This is a genomic window from Streptomyces sp. NPDC018026 (assembly GCF_044327745.1).
Lineage (GTDB): Bacteria > Actinomycetota > Actinomycetes > Streptomycetales > Streptomycetaceae > Streptomyces > Streptomyces rubrogriseus.
The window spans coordinates 62,686-83,667 of sequence record NZ_JBIRFY010000014.1; the positions used below are offsets into that span (position 1 = coordinate 62,686).

The 20,982-nt window shown below is 65.9% G+C and carries 15 protein-coding genes and 5 pseudogenes; 14 read left to right on the forward strand and 6 right to left on the reverse strand.

Going from position 1 to position 20,982, the window contains the following annotated elements:
- Positions 1-143: 143 nt before the first annotated feature.
- The gene (locus ACH4D3_RS32650; protein WP_398329683.1) at positions 144-1,790 is read right to left on the reverse strand and encodes a molybdopterin-dependent oxidoreductase; all 1,647 of its coding nucleotides are present in this window, start codon (positions 1,788-1,790) and stop codon (positions 144-146) included.
- Between the two features lie 969 nt (positions 1,791-2,759).
- Here ACH4D3_RS32650 and ACH4D3_RS32655 point away from each other — a divergent pair.
- A pseudogene (locus tag ACH4D3_RS32655) lies at positions 2,760-3,345 on the forward strand (transposase); the annotation flags it as partial.
- A gap of 147 nt (positions 3,346-3,492) precedes the next feature.
- Positions 3,493-3,957, forward strand: a complete 465-nt coding sequence (locus ACH4D3_RS32660) for a hypothetical protein (protein ID WP_398329686.1) — start codon at positions 3,493-3,495, stop codon at positions 3,955-3,957.
- 16 nt (positions 3,958-3,973) lie between these two features.
- Here the strand turns inward: ACH4D3_RS32660 and ACH4D3_RS32665 are convergent.
- Positions 3,974-4,938, reverse strand: a pseudogene (locus ACH4D3_RS32665) (IS5 family transposase).
- Positions 4,939-5,188: 250 nt separating this feature from the next.
- Here ACH4D3_RS32665 and ACH4D3_RS32670 point away from each other — a divergent pair.
- Complete coding sequence (locus ACH4D3_RS32670) at positions 5,189-5,332, forward strand: hypothetical protein (RefSeq protein ID WP_398329689.1); 144 nt, start codon at positions 5,189-5,191, stop codon at positions 5,330-5,332.
- A gap of 1,202 nt (positions 5,333-6,534) precedes the next feature.
- Here ACH4D3_RS32670 and ACH4D3_RS32675 read toward each other — a convergent pair.
- Positions 6,535-6,892: pseudogene (locus tag ACH4D3_RS32675) on the reverse strand (M23 family metallopeptidase); the annotation flags it as partial.
- Between the two features lie 958 nt (positions 6,893-7,850).
- On the opposite strand from ACH4D3_RS32675, the gene ACH4D3_RS32680 reads away from it, so the two are divergent.
- On the forward strand, positions 7,851-8,459 hold the full coding sequence (locus ACH4D3_RS32680; protein WP_398329691.1) for a TetR/AcrR family transcriptional regulator: 609 nt from the start codon (positions 7,851-7,853) through the stop codon (positions 8,457-8,459).
- A gap of 555 nt (positions 8,460-9,014) precedes the next feature.
- On the opposite strand, the gene ACH4D3_RS32685 is transcribed toward ACH4D3_RS32680, so the two are convergent.
- A complete protein-coding gene (locus tag ACH4D3_RS32685; protein ID WP_398330057.1) occupies positions 9,015-9,680 on the reverse strand; it encodes a LuxR C-terminal-related transcriptional regulator in 666 nt (221 codons plus the stop codon).
- Positions 9,681-10,538: 858 nt separating this feature from the next.
- Here ACH4D3_RS32685 and ACH4D3_RS32690 point away from each other — a divergent pair.
- Complete coding sequence (locus ACH4D3_RS32690) at positions 10,539-11,672, forward strand: acyl-CoA dehydrogenase family protein (protein ID WP_398329694.1); 1,134 nt, start codon at positions 10,539-10,541, stop codon at positions 11,670-11,672.
- A gap of 478 nt (positions 11,673-12,150) precedes the next feature.
- On the opposite strand, the gene ACH4D3_RS32695 is transcribed toward ACH4D3_RS32690, so the two are convergent.
- Positions 12,151-12,330: a hypothetical protein gene (locus ACH4D3_RS32695; protein WP_398330093.1), complete on the reverse strand. Its 180-nt coding sequence runs from the start codon at positions 12,328-12,330 to the stop codon at positions 12,151-12,153.
- Between ACH4D3_RS32695 and ACH4D3_RS32700 the strand changes: the two genes are divergently transcribed.
- From ACH4D3_RS32700 to ACH4D3_RS32740, 9 genes and pseudogenes are all read left to right on the forward strand, one after another.
- Positions 12,272-12,649 (forward strand): flavin reductase family protein, encoded by a 378-nt coding sequence (locus ACH4D3_RS32700; protein WP_398329697.1) that lies wholly within the window; start codon positions 12,272-12,274, stop codon positions 12,647-12,649. The genes ACH4D3_RS32695 and ACH4D3_RS32700 overlap by 59 nt on opposite strands.
- Before the next feature lie 182 nt (positions 12,650-12,831).
- Positions 12,832-14,265, forward strand: coding sequence for a hypothetical protein (locus ACH4D3_RS32705; protein ID WP_398329700.1), 1,434 nt, complete (start codon positions 12,832-12,834; stop codon positions 14,263-14,265).
- Positions 14,266-14,577: 312 nt separating this feature from the next.
- Positions 14,578-14,982, forward strand: a complete 405-nt coding sequence (locus ACH4D3_RS32710) for a DUF4913 domain-containing protein (RefSeq protein ID WP_398330060.1) — start codon at positions 14,578-14,580, stop codon at positions 14,980-14,982.
- Positions 14,983-15,264: 282 nt separating this feature from the next.
- Positions 15,265-16,041 carry a hypothetical protein gene (locus ACH4D3_RS32715; protein WP_398329703.1) on the forward strand — a complete coding sequence of 259 codons (777 nt, stop codon included), beginning with the start codon at positions 15,265-15,267 and terminating at the stop codon, positions 16,039-16,041.
- Positions 16,042-16,283: 242 nt separating this feature from the next.
- Positions 16,284-16,460, forward strand: a pseudogene (locus ACH4D3_RS32720) (helix-turn-helix domain-containing protein); the annotation flags it as partial.
- Positions 16,461-16,550: 90 nt separating this feature from the next.
- Positions 16,551-16,733 carry a winged helix-turn-helix domain-containing protein gene (locus tag ACH4D3_RS32725; protein ID WP_398330063.1) on the forward strand — a complete coding sequence of 61 codons (183 nt, stop codon included), beginning with the start codon at positions 16,551-16,553 and terminating at the stop codon, positions 16,731-16,733.
- Between the two features lie 41 nt (positions 16,734-16,774).
- Positions 16,775-17,290: a transposase gene (locus tag ACH4D3_RS32730; protein ID WP_398330066.1), complete on the forward strand. Its 516-nt coding sequence runs from the start codon at positions 16,775-16,777 to the stop codon at positions 17,288-17,290.
- A 98-nt stretch (positions 17,291-17,388) separates the two neighbouring features.
- Positions 17,389-18,188 (forward strand): IS5 family transposase gene (locus tag ACH4D3_RS32735; RefSeq protein ID WP_398329705.1). Its coding sequence is split into 2 segments (ribosomal slippage): positions 17,389-17,712 and positions 17,715-18,188, totalling 798 coding nucleotides; the frame shifts between segments, so codons are not numbered across the junction.
- A 1,015-nt stretch (positions 18,189-19,203) separates the two neighbouring features.
- On the forward strand, positions 19,204-20,088 hold the full coding sequence (locus ACH4D3_RS32740) for a hypothetical protein (RefSeq protein WP_398329707.1): 885 nt from the start codon (positions 19,204-19,206) through the stop codon (positions 20,086-20,088).
- A gap of 76 nt (positions 20,089-20,164) precedes the next feature.
- On the opposite strand, the pseudogene ACH4D3_RS32745 reads toward ACH4D3_RS32740, so the two are convergent.
- Positions 20,165-20,931 (reverse strand): annotated as a pseudogene (locus ACH4D3_RS32745) (IS5 family transposase).
- Positions 20,932-20,982 lie beyond the last annotated feature (51 nt).

Below are 20,982 nucleotides of genomic sequence, written 5' to 3' on the forward strand. Positions count from 1 at the left end.
ACCAAGTGCGCTCGTCCTCGGGTGCCGCAGCACCCGCTCCTGAGCCAGGCTCTGCTCCGGCTCACCGGCATAAGGGAGGTCAAGAAGCTGCTGTGCACCAAAGGCGCGGCGTCCGGGTTTCCTGACCCGGCCGCGCGGCCGGGTCAGGAAACCCGGACAGTGATGGTGTGGTAGCCGGTGGCGCCGTTCGGAACCACGTCCTGGACGACCGAGGTCTGCACGGCACCTGTGCCGTCGGTCGCGCGCACCCTGACCTTGTGCGAGCCCTTGGGTGCGTTCTTCCACTCGTATGACCATTGCCGCCAGGTGTCCGGGGTGTCTGACGTCGCCAGCCTCGCCTCCTGCCAGGCCCCGTTGCCGATCTGTACTTCTACCGCGGCGATGCCGCGGTGATTGGCCCAGGCCGTGCCCGCGAGCACCACGGTCCCGGCCGATACCGTCGCCCCGGACGCCGGCACATCGATCCGCGACGCGGTCTTGACCGGAGCCTGCGGCGAATAGCCACGCGGCGTCCAGTACGCGTCGGAGGAAGCGAATGTAGTGAGATTCAGATCGACCAACCACTTGGTGGCCGACACGTATCCGTACAACCCTGGGATCAACATTCGGCACGGGAAGCCATGCTGGGTCGGCAGCGCCTCGCCATTCATCGCGATCGCGAGCATCGCCTGTCTGCCATCGAGCACCGCTTCGACCGGGGAGCCGATCGTCATCCCGTCGGTCGAGGTGGACATGAGCATGTCCGCCCCTCTGCGCACGCCGGCGCGGCGCAGCAGCGGCGCCAAGGGCGTCCCAAGCCAGCGCGCGTTGCCCATGTACGGTCCGCCCACCGGATTCGACACGCAGGTCAGGGTCATGTCGTGTTCTTCGAACCGGTAGGAGAGCAGCTCGTCGAAGGTGATCTCGAAGGGGCGCTCAACCATGCCGTGAATCTTCAGCTTCCACTCCCTCGGGTCCACTCGGGGAACTGCGAGCGCTGTGTCCACCCGATAGAACTCCGAGGTCGGAGTGAAGAACGGTCCGAGCCCGCGCACTTCCGGATGCACCGAGGCGGGCGGTTCGGGCAGCGCGTTCGCCGGAGCCGGCAACACCACCTTGTCGCGCGCGCCCGAAACGTCGTAGCGCTTTTTGGTCCACGCGTTACCGCCGTACCCGACCACCAGCGCGCCTGCGGCTGTGCCCAGCGTGCCGAACATGAAGCGACGCCTCTCGCTCGGCTCTACGGAGGGCCTCGGTTCCTTCAGGGACAAGATCGTCAGCCAGCGCAGCACCAACGCCGCGACGAGTCCGGCGAGCAGTGAGGGGAGCAGCCAACTCGTGTGCGCAGCAGGACGGGTGACCGCGGCGATCGCACCGACCACACCGACCAAAGCGGTCAGAATGCTGGCCGTGGTCGGCCGAGCGCGGGCGAGCACGCCGTCGGCGGCCGCCGCCAACGCCAGCGTCACATAGACGCCGATCAGCAGCACCGTCTTGTCGTTGCTGCCAAAATTTCGAATTGCGAACTGCTCAAGCCACGTCGGCGTAATGCTGATCGCCCAGGTCCCGGCTGCCGTCACGGGCGCGGAGGCCTCCCCCGTGGCCACCGCGACCAGTTCACCGACCGCCAGCCCCGCGCCGCCCGCCACGAGACCGACGATCACTCCCCTCGCGATCCGCCCGCCACGACCAGCCAAGCGCGTCTTGGCCGGGACGGAGCCCGGCTCTTGCGGTATGCCCTCTCCCCCCGAAGCCGGTGCCGGCCCGTCTGCGGCTCTCCCCTTGCCGTTGCCGGGCTGCTGCCCACTCATACGTCCTCCGTGAAGTTTGTTGTTCGGCCCGGCGGGACCGGGTTCGCTGATGCGGAGACGACGACGTCGAACGACGCGGTGTTCATGTCAGAGCCCGCCTGACTGGCCCGGTCGCGATGCCACGCCGGGACGAGGAAGCAGACTCCGCCGAGGACGGCCCACACTCCCCCATCGGCCGGCTTCGGATCCGAGGCGGAGGCCCCAGGAATGAACCGCGACCCTGTCGGCACGGAAGTTCCACCGCTGAGCAGCATCGGCCACACGCCGACCACTTGGCGCATGCTGCGGCCGAGCCCCACGATCAGTTGAACGGCCCCGGAAAGGGCGAGCAGTGTGATGCCGAGGGCCCAAAATGCGAGCTGGTGACGAGCGGACGCCTGCCCCGGCTACGGCGAAATCGGATCGCACCGAGCACAGGTGACACAGCGTCGGCGCTAATCCGCCGACGCCCGCAGACGAGTAGGCGGCAGGCAAGTCAACAGCGGTCACAACGCTCCTTCCGGGCTGTGGCACAGACGAAGAACACATTCAGCGGCAGCATCACGGTCGGCTTCTCCGCCTGCAGGCGGACACACAGAGCTGCCGGATGCGCATAGACGGAACGTTCTATCTAAGGCCAGCATATGATTACGCTGACATTTGTCAAGATAGAACGTTCTCTCTGGTTGCCATCGCACGCAGGTGGAAGGACACCCGGTCGATCGGCGGGAGTGTGCTGTCCAGCAGCACGTCCGCCCCCGGGGGCGATCAACGGGACGGCAACATCGGCACACCATCACAGAAAGTGACGGTTCATGGGATACGGCACCGCCTCTCGTCTTGTTCTTTATGCTCTAAGGTCGAATTGGACCTCGCCCTAGGCCGCTCACCTGTGCTTTCGTCGGAAGCTGAAGCGGCCTTCGCCTGATCATGCGTGCCGGCCAAGGTGCACCGATCCAGACAAAGGCCGTGAAAGTGGTCTCCTGCCTGATGCCCGATCCCGGGGAACTGTTCGCGCAGGCGTCACGCTTCCGGAAGAACCTATTCGACTGCCTGACCATGCATGGGGAAGAGCTGTTCGAGCTCGTGGATGCGTTGCTGTGCGTGGGCGGTCCGGTGGCGTCACCGGCGGACTTGACGCTGGTGGCCGGGCACCGGCGTGGGCACGGCGCGATGTACGACGTATGAACAGCGGGAACGTGGACGTTCCCCGGCTGCGGCAGGTGCTGGCTGGTCTGCCGGTACCACCCGCCACCGGCGGGCGCCTGGTCCTGGCCGTCGACGTCAGCGACTGGCTCCGCCCCCGACGCGCCGACGACCTCACCGAGATGGGCCGCTGGCGCGACGGCGACAGCAACATCCTCATCGTCTTCGATGCCGGCTACGACGCCCGCGCATGGCCCACCGCATTGACGAGCTCCCCGCCGGTGTCCTGGGACGGATGCGCTCGGACTGGGCAATGCGATCGCCGACGCCTTCGCTAAAGGAGTACGCCCTGGCCTGTCCCCGGAGCGGGCGCTCGCCGAGGCACGGCAAGGAGTTCCGCTTTGCCAAGCCGGAAACCTCCACCCAACCGCACCTGCACTGTCCTGCGCGCATCATCGAACGAGACCGACTCAGACCACTGCGTTAGGGCGCGTATTTGGTTGTGATCAATAGGTGGTCCGGGTGAGGTGCTCGGGCCAGATAAGGTGCCCCCGAAGTCAGACACGGAGGGATCTCGTTGGAGCGACGGAAGCTGATCGGGATCGGGGCGGGGCTGGCGGTCCTACCCACCTGGTGGGCCCTGCGTCAGGTGGCGAACGGGGCCAAGGGGGACTGGAACACCGACACCGCACCGCTGGAGCGGGCGTTCCCGCTGCTGGGCCCGCTCACCGACGCCAAGTGGGTGAGCAGCCGGGACAACGATCGGGGCATACCGTCGCCGGAGCTGGTGATCTCGGGCTTCGTCCGGCTGGCACCGGGGAAATTTGCCGAGCTGACGGCGGCCCACGCCTTCGTCTCCGAGGGGCCGGCCGATGACTTCTCCTCGTGGTTCGAGAAGCCGCTCAAGGGCGAGGGGCCGGAGAACCCCCAGTGGGTCCGGTCGCACGAGCTCGACCGCCACGGCAGCGGCTACTCCACCAAATTGTGGTTTGACCGTCGCAGCGACACCGTCCGCTTCTGGGCACTCAACCCGTACGGCTAGGGCGCGTCGATTGTGATCAATGGGTGGTCCGGGTGAGGTCTTTGATCCAGATCATCGCGGCGCGCAGGTGGAGGCCGGCGAGGTAGCTCTCCGGGGTCTTGTCGTACCGGGTGGCGATGCCCCGCCAGGCCTTCAGCTTGTTGATCAGCCGCTCGACGGTGTTCCGCTCCTGGTAGAGACCGGCGTCGTGACTGACGGGACGGCCGCCCCGGGAGCCCTTTTTCCTCCGGTGGGCGGCCTGGTCCTGTTTCTCCGGGATAACCGCCTTGATGCCGCGTCGGCGCAGGTGGGCGCGGTTGCCGCGCGACGAATAGGCCTTGTCTCCGGCGACTGCGTCCGGCCGGGTGCGGGGACGGCCGACGGGCCCGCAGACCCGGATCTTCTGCAGCACGGGGACGAACTGCGGGCTGTCAGCGGCCTGGCCTGCGGTCAGCACGAGGGCCAGCGGGCGGCACCTGCGGGCGGCGGCCAGATGGACCTTGCTGGTCTGCCCGCCCCTCGAGCGTCCCAAGAGGGCGGCCTTCAGCCGGAGTTTGCGCCTGGGCCGGAGGCGGCGTCGCTCCTCCCGCCCGGGGGCGTCCCCGGTGTCCTGCCCGCCTTGTTCCTCGCGGCCGCCCCCTTTGAACTGGCCTTCTCCTCCTCGGCGGCGGCCTTCTCCAGGGCGGCGGGCACGTCCTCGCCCAGGTGCATCCCGGCCGCGTCGTGGTGAGCGCGCGCGATGGTGGCGTCGATGCTGACCAGGGACAGGTCCACCTCACCCCGCTGCGCGGCCTGGGCGATCAGACCCTCCAGCAGGGCCTCGAAGACCCCGGCGTCCCGCCACTGCCGAAAGCGGTTGGAGACGGTCGACCAGGCGCCGAACTCGGTCGGCATCTCCCGCCACTGCCCGCCGGTCTTGAACCGCCAGATCGCGCCTTCGAACTGCTGCCGCAGCCGCTCGGGGTACGGACCGTACGCGCCGATCGGCAGGTACGGCTCGATGAACTCCCACTCCTAGTTCGCCAGTTGCACTCGCGTCACGCAAGAAGGTCTACCGAATCAGGCCTCGGAGCGAGGGTAAACCCAAAGTGATCACGACTCGATACGCACCCTAGGCCTCTTGCCCTGTGCGGCCAACGGCGAAGGTGGCACGATGAGGTGGAACAGAGAGGAGTGCGCGACGATGCAGGAGCCAGAGTCGGTCGGAGGCACACCGCGCCGTGCCGGCAATACGGGCCTACTCGTTTTCGCCGTGACCAGCACGCTGTTCCTCGTGGCCCTGGGCTACCTCGTTGGCTCGATGGCGGGCTGGTGGGCAGGGCGTGACTGGGCAATCATCGTGGCCGCGGTGGTGTTTGCAGGCACCGCCGGTTTCGCACGTCTTGCCGCCAAGTGAGGTCGTTCGGACGTCGATCCGCCAGGAGACGCGCGGTTCGAGATCATCGACCCGCTGCTGTGCGTGGCAGGGTTTTCCCTGGCACTGAGGCTTCGCCAAGGGTTAAGGGTCAAGCTCATCGCAACCATGCGGAACACCGAGTTGCAGTCACATCCGCGAAGTCGTTCGAGGCCAACCACCGTGCCCGCGGCACGAGGGCGAGCTGGCCGGGGCCGAACCGGCAGGGCCACACGGTGGCCCGCTGCACCCTCGAGCACCTGAGGCGCGCGGGCTGGGCACCACGTGCCGTCCACGGGCGGCGCGTGATCACTACGCTGCCCGGCGGTCAGACCGACCCGGCCCCGGGCCTCGTCGACCACGACATCGTCGCCGACGCTCCGAACCAGTACTGGGTCACGGACTTCACCCACGTCCAGGTCTGCGAAGGTGTCGTCCGCATCGCGTGCGTCGTGCACACCTTCTCCCCCCGGATCCTCGGACTACCCCACAGCCACCGTGCAGGGAAGCAGCATTCCTGCTGGACCCACCGCAGACGACACACCGGAAGCGCGATCGCCACCAACACTAGGTCCAGTCCCCAGGTTGAAACATCACTCTGATACCGGACGTAGTACACGAGTTCCCCGCTCACCAACCATCCGGAGGCCGACGGCACCGCACCGGTGAGCCTTGCGGGTGGGTTCCAGTCGAATCCGCGGACCTGGCCGACTCGGGGGGAGTGTCGGACCAGGCCCGCGGAGCGGGTGGCGAGCGCCACTTTCTTGCGTGGTCACTCACGGAAGCCGGGCGGAATGCGCCACGGATTGAGCTTCGGGATTCGGTGTACTGGAGTGGTGAACTTCCACCTCATCAAGATAGAACGTTCTCCCTACAGGGAGAGTCTGCCTTGAGATCTCCCCAAAGTCAACGATGATCTTCTCCCAGCTGATTCCTGATCAGGTGATTGCATGGCGGGCCACTGGACAAGTGGGCCGGGGCAGTTGCAATTTCGTCCTGATGGCTCATCACCCTGCCGGGAGCCCGTCCGGAAGCGAATCCGGCCGCATTCCCCGGTCATGAGGTGTTGATGCTCACGCCAAACACCCGGCCGAAGTCTTCAAGGCCGGCTACACACCGACATCCGGGCCGGGAGGCAGGCCTTCAGCGAATCGATGAGGCATCTGCCTGCGAGGACCCAGAACGACGTCAGCGCAGCACCCGCGTCAGCCAATGACGACACCCTTGGTACGAAGGTAGGCGCCCGGGTCCACGTCCGAGCCGTAGTCGGGCGTGGTGCGGAACTCGAAGTGCGGGTGCGGGCCGGTGACATTGCCGGTCGCGCCGGAGAGACCGATCTACTGGCCCGCGGCCACCCTCTGGCCACTGGAAACGGAGAGCGAGGACAGGTGCGCGTACTGGGCGTATCTCCGTCGGCGAGCCGGATGACGACCCGATTGCCGTACGCGCCGCCCCAGCCGGCCGAGACCACGGTTCCCGCGCCGACCCCTTCAGCGGAGTGCCGGTTGCCGCCAGGAAGTCGACTCCGGTGTGGTGGCCGCTGGACCACAGGCTGCCTCCGTCGTTGTAACGAGAGGGATACTGGAGGCCGGGGCGGTGAAGTGGCCTGCGGTATCAGGGGTTTCACGGGTCGGGGGCCTTCCCTCTCAGCCTGCTTCGTCACTGAGCGCCTCGGGGCGGGCGATTTTTCCGGGGAGGGCTTGGACGCCGAAGAGGGCGCGGGAGACGACGACTCGGGAGCGACCGTGTCGCTCTGTTCCCTGGTGGGGACCCCGAGCCGGACGAGAACTTGGAGAACGGCTTCGAGCTGGGCGATTCCTTCGGGAACGGTTCGGGCCTCGCCGTGGACGAGGAAGGCGATGACATCGGATCGGACGTCCCGGCCCCCTGCCACCGACGATGAGCTTGAGGTCCGGACGGATCAGCAAAGGTCCGTCGCCCCACGGCCTGCGTTCTTCTGCTCGATCCCTTGGACCTTGGGGAACTCGCGATAGGGAGCCTGGTTCCGGCGACCACTGGCAGCGCAGCCGCCAAGTCGGCCACGACCGCCAGGGCGATGCTCAGGACGACGAAGTAGTGACGGAGAGCATGAGCAGAACCACCAACTCGCCCCAACTTGTCAAAACCGAGCGTTCTGCCCTGCGGGGTATGAAGAGAGGCCGAGCGGAACGAAGCCGCCTTTTCGGACTGCCGATGACTGCTCTCCGGGCAGAGGCAGCCTTCGCGCACATCTCCCTGATGAACGGGTGATTCAACCACAGGAGAGCACATGACCGCCCCGCCCCGGGGAATCCCCGCCGCACGGAGGGGGCGCTTCGCTGGATCTGCGGAGAATCCGCCTGGACTCCAAGTGGGAGAGGTCGCGGTCGGGTGCCCGGGGCCGCGACCGGCGACCGGCCACCGGTTGAAGGAAAGTCCACCCCTCAACAGTGAACTGAAACATGCTTGCACCATTTATGGCAAAAAATGATGTCCGGATGTTACCGTGTACCGTAAGTTCTCAAACTGGAGGTGGCATGGCATGACTGCAGACACGAGGAAACGTGTGCGGGCGGATGCCGAACGCAGCTCCGCTCGTATCCTCGAAGCAGCAGAGACGCTGCTTGCAGTCGACGCGAACGCGACGCTTGAGCAGATCGCCGACGCGGCGGGGCTCGCCCGGATCACCGTCCACCGACGCTTCTCCTCCCGGCAGGCACTGCTGGAAGCGCTGAATGAACGGTTCAACGAGCGGTATCTGCGAGCACTGGAGCAGGCCCGGGTGACGACGGCCCCGCCTTTGGTCGCTCTGCACCGCCTCACGGAGATCATTTTTGACTTCAGGCTCAGTCATCGTTCGGCATTGGCGAGCGTGGTCGACCCGAAGACCGGTGACGCCGTCCTCGCCAAAGAAGTGATCGATGGCGTTCATCTGCTGTTCTCGCGGCTCCGCGCCGCCAACGCCATCACCGCTGACAACCCGTCCTGGTGTCGCCAGGTGTACGGAGCGCTGATGTGTGAGGTCGAACGGCTGCCCCCGCTGACGCGGGCCGAGGATGGCTGGGGGGCGGAAGTGGGTGCGAGAACGGACTTGTTGACCCGGACCGTACTCGGTGCGCTCGGAGGAGAAGCCGAGGCGTTTCGTCGGTAGCACGGGGCAAGGAGCCGCTGGCGGAACCCGCCCCCGTGTGTTGGCGAGACAATGAACTCGGTGACCGGCATGCACCTGCTCGGCCGGGCCGCAGCCGACCGAACCGCTCCAGGATCGGGCTCGATGGGTTGCCAACATGCGCCGAGCCCTGGCGCTCGTCTCGAACCCACTTCACGGCGCCGAGCTCGACGGCCGGTCGAGAGTAGACCATCGTGACTATGTGCACCACACGCTCAGGAACGTGAGGGGACGGGCGGGCCATGACTCGATCCGGTCAGGAAATCGAGCCCGTCGGGCTCGAAGCGGTTCGGAGCGAGAGGTGGAGCGGAGCCTGACCAGCCCTCACTGGCGAGCGTGGGTGATGTCCGCGCAGCTTGCGGGACGTGCTGGACTGGACCACAGCATGCGACGTTCGGCATCCGTGACCACCAGGTGCGCTGCCAGGACCGTCTGATATCCGCAGCATCGCCGGTCCTTCTCCGGCCGCACGGTCAACCTCTGAGAGCAGACCACAACCCAGCCGACCGCGCCCCACCCGCAACGCACACCAACTCGTCAGATGTAACCTGCCCGCACTGCATAGGCGACTGCGTGCGCCTTGCTGCGCAGGTTGAGCCGGGTGGTCATCCCGCGGATCATCTTCTTGACCGTGTCCTCGGAGCAGCACAGACTGCCGGCGATCTCTCCGCTGTCGAGGCCGTCAGCAACCAGACGCATCACCTCCACTTCACGCGGAGTCAGCCCTGAGGGCGGCGAGTCAATCCCGTCCGCGACGCCGCGACGCATGACTCCCACCTGGCTGAGCAGTCGGCCCAGCAGGTCGGGGGGCAGATCTCCGTCGCCGCGCGCGGCTGCGAACACGGCCTGCACCAGACGGGGAGCGGTCATCTCGTGGCGCCATAGGATGACGCCGACGCCGCACTTGAGGACCTCAAGCAGTCTGCCTTCCTGGAGTGAGTCCACCACCAGCACCACGCGGGTCTCCTCGGCGCACAGGCGGTACAGCCGGGTCAGAGCGGCCTCACCCAGTACATCCTCGACAAGCACCGCGACCGTGCCGGGGGCTGAGACGCTTTCCTCCTGGAGGTCGACCTCAGGGTGCTGGCGGAGCTGACTCATCACGCCCTCGCGAAGGGCCGGATCCAACGTTTGCACCGTCACGGACACCCGCTCCGGTGCATCGGCCGTCCCGAGACCTATGATCCCCGATGAGCTGGACAAGCGCTTCCCCTTCATCTCCAGCTGCCGGCCAGTTTCGAGGCCGGTGGCAGACACGCCCATCCCCCCAGAACTCTGCGATGCGCCATGGACTTTCGAGATCCCACTCGTGCGGCGACGCAGGCTCGTCCCATGCATGAGTACCGCGCGAATCGACCGCTACGTTGGCCAGTCGTCACGCTCGATATTCGTGTATAGAACGCTCGCTATACACGAACGTAGCTACGCCGGTTCGCTTCTGTCAATTCCTCAAGGCCCCGGCGAGACGCCGCGGCGGCGACCCGTCAACCCGTGAAGAGGCTGCTCGTTTGGGACCCCGACGGGAGGACTTCACCCCTCGGCACCACCACCCGCAGTCCGACCCGCAGCGCCCGACGGCGTCCCCCGCACGGCGGACGGGATCAAGATCGCCCCCGACGCAAGGCTGACCCCACGCCACCGGCGGGTTGACAACCTGCGACACATAGAAACACAAGCACATCAGTTGTTGACGTAACTGATGCATTCGTGTTTCAGTTAACTGGGTCGGGCCTAGCTTCAAGCTCGCCGAGCAGTCGTACGAGCACCCACCCTTCCGCACCTGGCCGAAGCTGTCCGTCTGAGTTGGTCAACCGCGCCGGACAGCGGCAGTTTGAGGCCGGCTAGGCGGTTGCCGGTCCCGGCTGCCCGGCGGGCTGCTGCGTCCGATGAACCCACTGCACACGTTGCACCTGGTGCACAGAACCAGAAGGAACCGATGTGACTGACATCGATGCACACACGACCTCGGTTGACACGGAGAACGTTTCTCTGCCGACGTCTCGCCAGGAGGCCCTGGACAGGGCCCGGGCACTGCGGACGGTCCTGGCGGAGGACGCAGTAATGATCGACACCACGGGCGCGGACCCAACCCGCAATATGCGGCTGATCGGCGAAGCCGGGCTGAACAGCCTGAATGTGCCGAAGGAATTCGGCGGGCTGTGGGAGGGATCGGCCTACGGTGGATGGCGGGAAGTCATCGAGGTGTTGACCGAGCTGTCCGCGGCGGACGGCTCCACCGGTCAGTGCTGGGCGACAATGGTGCTCGTCTCACGCGATCTGTTCAGCTCCGACGACCTTCCGCAGCAGACGAAGGCGCAGTTGGCCGACGAACTGCTGCACCAGGGCCGGCGCTTCGTCTCTTCCAACGCCGAGGCCGGCGGCACTGGGCCGGTCGTGGGGCGCCGGGTCTCGGGCGGAGTGGTCGTCAGCGGTGTCAAGACGTTCAACACCAACAGCGGTGGCGGCGGCCGCGACATCGCGAGCGTCGGTTTCGCCCTGCTGGGCGACGACGAACAGCTGGAGAACGCCACCCAGCACCATGCGTTGATCCGGCTGGACAATCCCGCACTGGAACTGCGGCACGACTGGGACAACATGGGCCAGCGGGGGACGTACAGCCAGACGATCGTCTACCGTGACGTCTTCGTTCCGGACGGCTGGCACTATGTCTCTCCGCTGATGGACCCGACCCACTTCCCGCACTGGCTCGGTGCTCTCATGTGTCTGCACGCCGGCATCTTGCAGGGCATCGGAGAGGGTGCGCTGGAGGCGGCGCTGTCGTTCGTGCGACAGCTCAACCGGCCGGGCATGCCGATGTTCAAGACCGCTGACAACGATCCGCTCATGCACCGCCAGATCGGCGAGATGGCCAGCGAACTCGCCGCAGCCCGCGCGCTGATGGTCTCGATAGCCAGTGCTCTGGAGACGCCTGAACTCGTCGTGGAGCCGGCGGAGATGGCCATCCAGGGCATGCGCAGCAAGGTAGCCAGCACCCAGACCGCGCTGGATGTGACGTCGCGCATCCACGACCTGACGGGCGCTCGCAGTACCGCGAGCAAGTACCGCCTCGACCGGTTCTGGCGCAACGCCCGCACCTACGGCAGCCACGATTCCGTCGACGCGAAGAACGCGTTCATCGGCTCGTACGAACTGTCCGGCCAAATGCCCTCTATCGCAGACTATATGCGCGCCTGAAACAGAGCGGCCGCTGGGCGGTGATGAGCAGAGGTTCCAACGGGTCACCGCGTCATTGGGGTGTGTCGCGGGAGCCCGGGCACCGGTCGAAGCGGCGGCCGGCACAAGATGCCTCGGCCGGGCAGCCCCGACAGCGGTGGACGAGCGGCGCGTTGCCGGGGTGGGCGGCATCCGGAAAATCTCGCCGTCCACCCGCACGCGACGCCTGCCGTCTGCCCTGGTCCAGCTGGAACACACCGCCGTCAGGAAAGATCTGGCGGAGTCCAACGACATACCTCGTGGGACGCCGGGCGCTGGCCGGTGACAAGGTGCCGTGAAATTCGGCACGCCCCGCGCCCCCTGTCGCGACAACGCCATCGGGCCCATGCGTCCGTCACGGGCTCCGGGAGCCGCCTCGCGCCTACCGGTGGAAGGGCACTGTCGTTCCTCCACCGCCGCTTGCGCGTTCCCACCTGAAACCGGCAGTCAGTACTCGTCTTCAGGAGACAAGAATGTCCTTCACCGCCCCCACCGACTCATCGGTTCTCCGCGCCGCGTTCAGCTGCTTTCCCAGCGGTGTGACCGCAATCTCCTCCATCGTTGATGGAGAGGCCGTGGGCATGGCCGTCAGTGCCTTCACCACGGTCTCCCTCGATCCACCGCTGATCTCCGTGTCCATACAGAACTCCTCACGTACCTGGCAGAAGCTGAGGACGGCGGGACGTATCGGAGTCAGCGTGCTCTCCCACCAGCACAGCGCCCACGCCCGTCAGCTCTCCCTCAAGGCCGGTGACCGCTTCACCGGCATCCCCTGGGACGTGTCCGACTCCGGAGCGATGTTCGTCCAGGGCTCTCCGGCCCGGTTCGAATGCTCCCTCTACAGAGAAATCGAAGCGGGCGACCACTCGATCGCGCTGCTGGAGATCCACTGCCTCGACGCCGACCCTACGAGCGCCCCGCTCGTCTTCCATGCAAGCGCCTTCCGCCAACTGGCTTGACTGGCCCTGCCAGGGCCCCTGGACGCATCGCCGGGTGACCTGTTCGTGCGGCGGCCCCACCCCACCTATCCACTACGCAACATGACAGGACGCCTCGCACCGGCGTTCCAGATTGAACCCTCGCTTGTGCCGTTCCCGTTGCAGCCCGCTGGAAGTGCTGAGACCGAGGGAAGGGGATGGCCGTGAGCTCGAAGGAAGCGTCAGAGGACCCGGTCGCGTGGGAGAAACGGGACACTCCTGGTGAATCGATGGACACTGACACGGCCGCACCCCTCACGGAGACACCAGACACATCTCCCTACCTGTGGGTGGTCATCGGCACCGATGGATCCGCCGCCGTCAACGGCGCCGCCGTGTCAGTGGCGACCGGGCAGAGCGTCGACGAGGCCATCCTCGATACGCTGCACCAATACGCGATCGAGGACAACGCGACGGTCACTGCCGCCATTTCCGGCGCCTCCATCGAGGATGCAACCTTCGTCGAAGTTGCCCCTGATGGTTCAAGCAGGCTGGTGGAGTCCCCACGTCATGAGGCGTCGCAGCAGGGTCTCGTAGGGCAAGGACATCCGGTGGAGACTCACCGGTCCGCACCAGAAGCCGAGCACCCTGGAATCGGTGAGAACCTGGACGACGAAGCGGCGTACGCACTGTCCCCGGCACCTGTGCACACCACACGCGCGGTCAGGCAGTTGCCGCGCCGGGTGCATTCCGAGCGCGGGAACGCAAATGCGCCGCGCCAGTCGGACGACGAGTTCAAGTCATCCAGCTTGCTCCGCAGGCCTCTGGTCGCCGCACCGATAGCAGTGGGTGTGGCAGCCGTGGTGATCGTACCGTTGATCTTGCTGGGCAGCGGATCAAGCGCTGAGGGCCAGTCGAAGAATACCGCCGGCGCCAGCACCAACCTGGACGAGTCACCGCCCCGTCGCACCATGGAGGCGACGCCCACCGTGACTGTCTCCCCCAGCCTGCTGTCAGCATCGCCCAGCGCCTCGTCGAGGGAGAAAAAGCCGAAGGCGAAACCGAAGATGACGTCCAAGGCGAAACACACCTCACCCGCCGACCCTGCTCCGACGGCCACTGTAACCGTGACACCGCCCAAGGCAACAGTGACCGTGACAGCCAAGCCTGCGGCAGACACCGCCGCCACCGCCGTGAAACAGCTCGCCAAGAATGCTCCAGGACGACACATCTGCTACCGCGCCTACGTCTCTGGACAGGGGTGGCAGAAGCCCGTATGCGATGGCACCGCTGCCGGCAATACAACCGGAAACCGGTCTATCAAAGCCCTCAACATCGCAGTACACGGCACCCAAGGAGCGGCGGCCAACGCCTTCGTACACAACCCGAAATCAACCAACAATAAGGGCGTCTGGAAACCCCATTGGACTGCCGTCACCGCTGACAACAAGGATTTCTACATCGGTGACGCCCGAAAGGACGCCCCGGCTATGCTCGGTTTCGCCATCAACGTCACCAGCGGACAGGTATGCCGCTCCGCCCATAATCACAAATCCATCTGGAGCAAACGAAGCTGCGTCGGACCGAGGCCGGATTTCATCTTCGGTGGCACCCTCAGTAATAACATCTTGCTGGATGGTATCAAGTTGACAGTGTGAGACGGATTTGCCTCAGCTGGTGACTGCAGCGTCTTTCCAGGACGCCTTTCAGTATGCCAGTTGTCCAGCCGTCTCCTGTCCGTACTGCGGAACTGACATGAGCAAGACTTGGCCTCGCATCGCGAATGAACCCTGTGTCGAGTGTGAACGTTGTGCGATCTGTAGGGGACCCACCTGCGGATCCACCTACGCCCTTCAACGGTCCACCCCACTGGCAGCCCTCCCGGCAGCCCGTTCTTCGGAAGGAAGTTCATGACGACTGAGGCCGACCGCACAACCGACGAGCCCCCGGACTCCTCTCCCGAAAAGGACATGCCGCCTCCTCCCAAGTTCATCCTCTATCTGAAGGCGCCGGAGTACGGACAGGCTCTGCACCAGCTGACCCGCTGGGTGCAGCACGTCCTGATACCGGTCTACGGCCGTGAGGTCACTTCTCAGGCCCCATGGTGCTCGCGCTGGTGGGAGCACCCCGAGGCCGTAGCCCAGATGCATGCGCTGTGGCTCGCCTGGGCGGACCTGAGCGACACCGGGTCCGAGTCCGGCATGACCGGTCCTGCCAGCTGGCACCGGGACTATCTGGGGCCAATCATGCAGAACTTGCGGGATCCGACAGGCCCGTTCGCCGGCTGCAAGCCCGGCTCCCACCGCCCGAAGGAGGCACCTGTCGTGGATCCGTTCGGGCCACCGGCCCCGCCGCACGAGCGGACCAGGGCATGACAGGAGGGCGGAATGACGACCGACGACGGCCATCAGGGCAATTTGAAGCGGGCACAGTGACCTCCTGAGTCCGAAGGCGGCGAGGATTCCGAGGAACGTGCTGGCTCTCCGAGGATGGGCTTTCCATGGACGCCTCGCCGTGGCTCTCCGTGATCCCATACCGCTGCAGCTCGCCTGGGAACCACGCCGCCAAGACGGGTGGTATGAACCGTTTGGCCACTGCCGGCCGTTGTCCCGACGAAAAGCACTACGGATCGCAGGTTATGAGAGGAGCTCCGCACCGTGGCCACGCCCGTAGACTCCGACCGTCTCGGTTCCCTACCTCGCGCCCGATCCGGGCTTCCTGTGGATCAGCTCGCGGCAGGGCTGATCGCAGAGGAAACACAAATCAATAATCTGCACGCGGCGGTACGTAATCCGGCAGTGCCAGATTTCCTTGCAGGGCGACCTCGCCCCGCAACTTTCGGCGAACGCATCCTGCAACCCTTTAACAAGGCCATCGCGTGGAGTGAATCACAGTTCAGGAGAGCTGTTGGAAAATCTACTTACGCCGAGATCATCTCCCGCCAGAGTGAACGACAACAGAAGGCAATAGGCGTGGAACTCTGGAGGAGAGCGGAACGCGACAAGGGTTTAATAAGGCGCCTCCACAACAACGAGCTTCCTCACACCTGGAATTTGATCACAGAAAAGGCGAATATTAAGATACAGACTCTACGGGAAGCCCCTGAAAGAGTCGCCCCAAAGTTGCGGTACAAGGACAATACAATCGCCGGACCCGCCTCACTGGTATCGACTCCACCCACCCGGAAAGTCCGCGCCAAACGCGATTCCTATCAGCCAGAGCAGTTGCAGCGAAACTCGTTCATCGCTGACGCGAATGCGGCATGGAAGTTTGTGAACTCGCTGGAGCCACTGGTCGAAGATCCGCATGGGCTGAGCGACGGGGCCCGGCGAACCTCGAAGCGCGTGAATGACGCCCGGAATTCCCGAAATTCCCAGTCCATCGCGTCGCAAGCCACAGACCGCCCGCAGCACTCCGTGCGAAAGAGAAAGTAGCCCGTCTCGGCACTTCTGGATGCGGCAACGTTACTGCACGGCCAGGAGTCCCAGTCCACCGCACCTCTTCTGCGACCGCTCCAGTGATCCTGAGGTCGCACCGATCGATTGTCAGGGCTGAATTCTCAACGCTACTGAGGTTGAACTCGTGGAGTCGTAGGGGCTGACGCCTCGTCGTCCGTGGGGTATCACCGGGCATGCGGTATTCACAAGGGGGCGGGTTGACCGCCGAACGGCAGTAGTTGCGCGAGGAGTTACGGCTCCAGGCAGCCAAGAGGTTCGCCCAGGGCGAGGCGAGCTCGGTGATCGCCAGCGACCTGCGGGTCAGCGTCCGTTCAGTGCAGCGATGGCGGCAGATGTGGGACGAGGGCGGGCCGCGTGCTCCGCGGTCACAGGGGCCGACGTCGCTGCCGAGGCTGAGCGAGAAGCAGTTCGCGCAGCTCGAGGCGGAGCCGGCCAAAGGGCCTGCCGCGCACGGTCGGGAAAACCAGCGCTGGACCCTGAGCCGTGTGAAGACGGTGATCGGCCGACGCTTCCACCTGACCCACACCATCCAGGGCGTCCGCAGACTCCTGGTCCGTAACGGCTGGTCCTGCCAGGTCCCGGCCCGACGGGCGGTCGAGCGGAACGACGAGGCGGTGGCCGGATGGGTCAAGGAGGTGTGGCCCTGCGCGGAAGACTCGCGGCGGTGAGTGGAGCCTGGCTGGTCTTCGAGGACGAAGCCGGATTCTCCATGACGCCGCCGCAGGCCAGGACCTGGTCCCCGTGCGGCCGGACCCCGATGGTGCGGGTCCGCGGCCGCTCCCGCAGACGCATATCCATCGCAGCGCTGACCTGCTACAAGCCCGGCCACAGAACGCGGCTGATCTACCGGCCGCGCCGGGACGGCCGTAAGAGCCTCTCCTGGTGCGACTATCGGGACCTGCTGATCGCCGCCCACCAGCAGCTCGGCGGCCCGGTCGTGCTCGTCTGGGACAACCTGAACGTCCACAAGGCCGCCGGTCTGCATGAGTTCGCAGCAGCCCGGGACTGGCTCACCATTTGCTACTTGCCGCCCTACGCCCCCGACCTCAACCCAGGCGACGGGGTCTGGTCGCTGCTGCGGCGCGGATGGCTCTCCAACGTCGTCTTCTCCACACCCGAGCACCTCATCCAGCGCATCCGACGCGGCCTACGGCACATCCAGTACCGCAGCAACCTCATAGACGGCTGCCTCGCCGAGACCGGCCTGACCATCAGACCCACATGAGCAACCCAGCGACATCACGAGTTCAACCTCAGTAACACAATGAGGTGGATCGCCCCTGGTCGCCGAGTCCGGGGCGGGAGTTGAGCGTTCGGTGCGGTGTGGGGACTTCACCGTGGATCGTGTCGGATGAGCTGTGGGATCGCCTGGAGCCGCTGCTGCCGCAGCGCGAGCGGCACTTCCGGTACCCGGGCCGCAGGCCGTTGCCGGACCGAGAGGCGCTGTGCGGGATCCCGTACGTGCTGCACACTGGGAGCCAGTGGGAGTACCTACCCAAGGACCTCGGCTTCGGCTCGGGCATGACCTGCTGGCGGCGCCTGCGGGACTGGAGCGAAGCCGGCGTCTGGCAGCGGCTGCACGAGGTCCCGCTGGCAGAACTGAACGCGGCCGCACGGCTGGACTGGTCCCGCTGTGTGGTCGACTCTTCCCACATCAGGGCGCTAAAAGGGGGCAGCACACGGGCCCATCGCCGGTCGACCGGGGACGAGCCGGCTCCAAGCAACACTTGATCACCGACGGGCGTGGCACCCCGCTCGCGGTCCTGCTGACGGGCGACAACCGCAACGACGTCACCCAGCTCCTGCCCCTGCTCGACGCGATCCCGCCGGTCCGCGGCCGGGTCGGTCATCTTCGCCGGAAGCCGGACTCGCTGTTCGCCGACCGCGGCTGCGACCACGACATCTACCGCGACCAGGTCCGCGCCCGCGGCATCGTGCCCGCGATCGCCCGCCGCGGCACCGGACTGGGCACCTACCGCTGGGTGGTGGAGAGGAGTTTTGCCTGGTTGCACGGCTTCCGACGCCTGCGCATCCGCTGGGAACGGCGAGCCGAAATCCACGAAGCGTTCCTCAAACTCGTCTGCTGCCTCATCACCCATCGGCAACTCAGGGCATTGTGCTGACACCGGAAACGCTGGGCACCCCATGGATGTCCATGGCTCATGCCATGATCCGGCCTCATGAGCGACCGATCGCCTTCACCTGCCTGACTAGCTTCGTGGACAGACAGAGTCTCCGGGACTCTCACGGCCATGACAGGCGAGTTCGAGTATCGGCACGGCTTCCCACCTGGGACCAACCAGGTCCGGTCGGCCGACCATGACGATCAAGCCGCGGCACGCACGCTCGCCCAAGTCCCCCTACACCAGCTGACCTGATCACCTTCTACTAAAGCATCGGCGATGTCACCTGGGCGGACGTCAGCAACGGCTACTTCCTCGATCCGGCCGGTGACGTCCTGCTGCGGCTCCAGGAGGAAGGCGTTGTCGACATAGGCACGGACCGCAAGGCCCATGGTCTGGTCATCGGCTCGAACGGCGGCGGCCTGATCTATGTCGCGGGGCCCGATGGGACCGTCTACCGGACGCGGACGGCGTCGCTGGACGAACCGGAGCTCGACAAGGTGGCCGCTGACCTCCGACAGTTTCTGGAGCTGCTGGAGCGCTCCCTGACAAGGTTAAAACCGACGGCGGTCCGGGATACCTGTAAGCGCAGGCCCCAGCGCCCTTTTGTTAGCCGTTGCAAGTGGCGAGTGCTGGTGGCGTGCCGTGGCCCAGACCAGCTCAACGACCGGCCCGATCACCGGTCACGGCGACTGCGCCCTGCTGTACTGGGCTGCCGCCCCTGAACCCCCATCGTTCCGGCAGCTCGGCCCGGCCCGGGGCTGCCTTGAACCGACACTCCGACACACGCGTTGTGCATCTCGAATGGAACGACCATCCGATCAGGATAGGAAGTCACATGCCTGACTCAGATTCAGACCATCAGTCAGAACGCAGCGGCTCCTCCAACGCCAGCTACTACTCCGCGGGCCATATCCTCCGAAATTCGGACGGAAGCATGACCTGGGACTATCAGCCGGACATCCGGGTACCGGAGAACGCGCCTGAGCCCTCGTCTTCCCCAAACGTGACACCCATGTACGTCGCGAACCCTGGGGTCGAGACGGGGGCCTTTTACCAGGTCAACGCCGCCAAGGGAAAGGTGTGGCGCTGGGCCGAAGACTCGGCAAAATGGGTCTCGGAGCACCGAAAGCGCATCGCTACCGCCCTCATCGATTCAGCTCCCACCCTGGTTCAGGGGGCGTCGTCCTTCCTGCCCGATTCGGTGAGCGGCAAGGTGAACGCTGCCGGAATCGGTCTCCAAGGTCTCGTGGGTGCCAAGGAACTCTACGACCAGTACACAGAGAGCCGTGCCGGCGCCCATGTCGACCCATGGCAGGCAACCACAGCCGCGACCAGGCTTGCTTCCAGCGGACTGAACGCGGCCAGCGCCGCCCTCGGCGACAACCCTGTCGGCACCCGGCTCGGCGGAGTGGGAACCTGGACGGCCGCAGCCGCAACCGTGGCCGATCTGGTCCACCACGCGCACGTCGACCCGCAACGACAGCCGCAGGACGCTGACGTCGAGATGTACGGCCTGTACCGCAACCCACAGCTCGGACATGGACCGGGTCAGTACCCCCCCGGGTACCAGGCGTCCGTGTCGCAGGACTCTTCTGCTTCATCAGTGCCAGTGTCATGGCACGGTTCGGACGACCAGGCGTTTGACATGGCCAGTATGTCCGCGGGCCTGAGCGATTCTGCGAGTTACGCAGGCTGGACGAATCAGCCCGTCGGTACGTCGGCCGCCGACTACTCCCCCGCTCCGAGCGCCGCTGGGCCCAGTAACTCGCAGCAGGTACACGAACGGCACAGGGCGAAGGGCGAAAGGCACAAGAGCAAGGGCAAGGGCAAAGGCACGGCAGTCATGGACACGTCCAAGTCCAAGGGCAAGGAGAAGGCGCGGGGCAGGAGGGGCTGACCTTCCACGGTTGCCCCTCCTCCTCGGCCCGCCCTTCTCATCGCATACGCCTAGCTGCTTTAACGGCTTAGAGGTCCTAACAAAGGCGTCGGACGTGGCGGTGGGTGATCAGGCAGACGACGAGGCCGAGGAAGGCCTCGTGGATGTCGTCGCGTCGTTCCCAGCGGATGCGCCGGCGGCGGAAGCCGTGCAGCCAGGCGATCGTGCGCTCGACGACGTAGCGGAAGATGCCCAGGCCGGTGCCGTGTGGCTCGCCCCGTCTGGCGATCACGGGGCGGATCCCGCGCTGCCAGAGCAGGCGGCGGTACTTGTCGTGGTCGTAGCCCCGGTCGGCCAGCAGTGCGTCGGGGCGTCGCCGAGGTCTGCCGACCTGGCCCGCGACGGCGGGAATCTTGTCGAGCAGCGGCCCGAGTTGGGTGACGTCGTTGCGGTTGCCGCCGGTCAGGGACACCGCGAGCGAGATGCCCTGGCCGGCGGTGATGAGGTGGTGCTTGCTGCCCGGACGTGCGCGGTCGACCGGGCTGGGCCCGCTTTTGGGCCCCGTCGGGCGGCCCGCACGTGCGAGACGTCGAGCACCGCCCGGTCCCAGCCCAGCTGGTTCTTCCACCGCAGCTCGTTCAGCAGCAGCTGGTGGAGCTGGTCCCAGACGCCGGCCCCGTTCCGGGCCGCCAGGCGTCGCCAGCACGTCATGCCCGAGCCGAAGCCCAGCTCCTGGGGCAGGTACTCCCACTGGATGCCGATGTGCAGGACAAAGAGGATCCCGCACAGTGCCTGCCGGTCCGGCACCCGCGGTCTGCCCTCGACCTTCTTCGGACCCGGCTCCGGCAGCAACGGCTCGACCAGCTAACACAGTTCATCCGACACGATCCACCGCCGCGACTGACGGTTTCCCAT